We start from the raw sequence: 2,618 nt of genomic DNA on the forward strand, positions 1-2,618 counted from the left end.
CAAGCAAACGAATCCAAAAGAGATCTAACGATAATACACTAGTACAGTACATAGATAAACACCACAGCGTAGGCCAGTGGCTGGTAGGCCAACAGCTCAAAGAGCTGGCCTGGCTCGGAATTGCTCCAAAATGATTCGGAACCGGCGAGCGGCGAACTTGATTGCGTACTCGCCATGTCGAAGACCCGGAACGGTAGCACGAGCTGATCGGCCAGCCAGCGTGCCGCCTCGGTTTTGCCGATGCCCGCCGGACCGACCAGCAACACGGCAGGCCAGGACACGCGGCTATCGCCCAGGCTGGACAGGGCAAAGTGGTCACGTAGCAGCTCGGCCAGTTCATGGAAGTTTGGAAAGGCCTGCGCGAACTCATCCAGAAGGGCTTTCCAGTCCGGGGGCAGCAGGCCCAGTTGGCGGCTACCATGGCCCGCCCGCTTGATCCGCTCCGCCATCGCCTGCGCGCGCTTGAACTTGTCATCGCCTTTCGGTCGGTGGCGATCCACGAACGCCTCCAGCCCGGCTTCATCGACAAAGACGATGCTCGGCAAGGGCACTGATTGAGCGGTTTCTGTCGGCTGCTCCTGAACCTGCTCCGGTTTGGCCTCACTTGGGACGGGCTCATCTTCAACCGCTATGGCGGCGCGTACATCTTCGGTCGTCACCTTGCCCAGATCGTGCACCACCTGCTGTACCCCCTGTTCGACGATGAGCTGGCGGCTGCGGCGCACTTCTTCGGCAAACAATCCTTGGATGCCGTCATGTTGCGGGCAGCGTTTCGGACGGATGCCGTCCCCGACAATCTGTACACCGCAAACGGGGCATTGTTGCTGCGAAAGGTGCTTCGTTTGGGCAATCAGATCGAACACGGCTGCTGCGCGTTCGCTGTGGCGTCGCGGCGGCTGGTAATGAATGGCCAGGCGATCCCGATTGCAGCTCACGGACAGTGAACCCTTGCGGGCGAGCACGGCGGGTGGCAGCAGGTATTCCACCTGGGCAAACAGATGTGCTACCACGGCCAGATGCCCCGGCGCAGGTTCGACGATCTGCCGGGCAAGCCAGGGATGCTGCACCTTGAGTGCAGCAATGGCGGCTTCGTATTCCCGCAGGCGCAACGGACGGGCTTGCTTTGGCTTGCGCATGATGGCCTCTCAATGGCTTAACTATAAATTACTATAACAGTGATTTGTGCAAACAGCCAAGACCTGCACGCTCGCCTTGTTGGTCGATAAGTCTTATAGTGATTTACAGTGAATTCACAGGGCCCGACATGCCAACCCTTGCCCCCGAACAATTGCCAGCCCTTGCCGCCGCCTTGATACGACTGCGCGGGGAAACGCTGGGGCGGATCGCCGAAGCCACCGGTATCCGCACTGCCAACCTCTCGGTCTGGCTACGTGGCAAGGAGCAGGTGATCTCCGCCAAACGACTCGTCGGCCTGTTGCACCACCTCGGTGTGGAAGGCGGGCGCCTGCGTACCGACGTGTTGCACCAGTGGCAGGATCGTGGGGCGCTGGATGACAGCAAGCTCGTGCTAGGCAAGCTGCTGGCCGACAAGCAGTCGGTGTGGTTGTTTCAGGATGAGCAGCCCGGGCTTATCAAAACCCGCTTTCTGTTGGCTGGCGATGTGCTGATCCGCATGGAGATCGAGCCGGGCGTCGATCAAGCCCTTGATTTGGCGACAGTCGTCAGGGTGGATCGTGTCATCAGCACCCCTGCAGCATTGGCCGGGGTGCCAATCGACTCGTTGGCATCAGCACACAACGTCCTCTTGGCGCTGGCGGAGCAGGCCGCAGCGGATGTGGGTGACGAAGAACTGCTGGAAGGACTGATGTTCCACCTGACAGAAACCGTTGGTAGCAATGCCGCCTCGCCGCAAGATTGGCAGCGGCTGGAGCTGATTCTGAGACAGGCTCTGGAAGCGGGTATGTCCCCAGGCGACATAGCACGCTTACTCGAAAGGCACCTACAGAACAGGTAGCCAGACCGCTTCCTGTTCGAGCGCCAGTCCGGATTGGCGCATTTGTTCGGTTAACGGGCCCAGATAATCAGGCAACTGCGGAACAGCACTGGTGAACTCCCGAAGCGTATCCTGCCATAGCCGCTGGCTGCCATAGCGTGCCAGTTTGCTTTGCCAGTCGGGCATCAGCCAGCATTCGCAAGTGTCGCCAAGCTGTGCAAAGAGTCGCGCGAAATTGGCCAACCCCACCCCGTCATAGTCCGGGAACAGTACGACACGGCTTGCACGCGGGCGCTGCCCCAGCCAGGCGAGAAGCCGGCCATCAAGCTGTCCGCCGTAGTACAGCAGGGTGGCTTGCGTTCCTACTGGCAGCCAATCCGTGCGGTCAAACAGCGCCTGGTTCTCCACCAGCCAGAGCGGCTGCCCGCTTTGCCAGGTGTCGCCAGTTTCAATGCGCAGGCTGGTAGCCCCGAAGTGGTGCGTGAGCTGGCTGAGTGGCAGTTCGCTCCCGTGTGCTCCTTGTCGCCAGAGCACCTTTTCGCCAACGGCCTTGAGCAAGGGGTAGTAGCACTCATGCTGATGATTGCGCGCTTTGCTGTCGCGCGCGTGGGCGATGTGTTGCGCCCGCAGCGGCAGGTCGTCCGTGGTAAGCATCCCGACCTGG

General features: G+C 60.6%; 3 protein-coding genes. 1 reads left to right on the forward strand and 2 read right to left on the reverse strand.

From position 1 onward, the window contains the following. Positions 1–38: 38 nt before the first annotated feature. On the reverse strand, positions 39–1,136 hold the full coding sequence (locus EV669_RS13945) for a P-loop NTPase family protein (protein WP_207913921.1): 1,098 nt from the start codon (positions 1,134–1,136) through the stop codon (positions 39–41). 128 nt (positions 1,137–1,264) lie between these two features. Here EV669_RS13945 and EV669_RS13950 point away from each other — a divergent pair, with 128 nt between their 5' ends. Next, complete coding sequence (locus tag EV669_RS13950) at positions 1,265–1,975, forward strand: hypothetical protein (protein ID WP_132099006.1); 711 nt, start codon at positions 1,265–1,267, stop codon at positions 1,973–1,975. On the opposite strand, the gene EV669_RS13955 is transcribed toward EV669_RS13950, so the two are convergent. Then, on the reverse strand, positions 1,961–2,618 hold a 658-nt coding region (locus EV669_RS13955), incomplete at its 5' end, for a DUF7281 domain-containing protein (RefSeq protein ID WP_132099007.1). The two genes, EV669_RS13950 and EV669_RS13955, sit on opposite strands and share 15 nt — an antisense overlap.

It is taken from the genome of Gulbenkiania mobilis (genome assembly GCA_004346645.1).
Taxonomy (GTDB): domain Bacteria; phylum Pseudomonadota; class Gammaproteobacteria; order Burkholderiales; family Chromobacteriaceae; genus Gulbenkiania; species Gulbenkiania mobilis.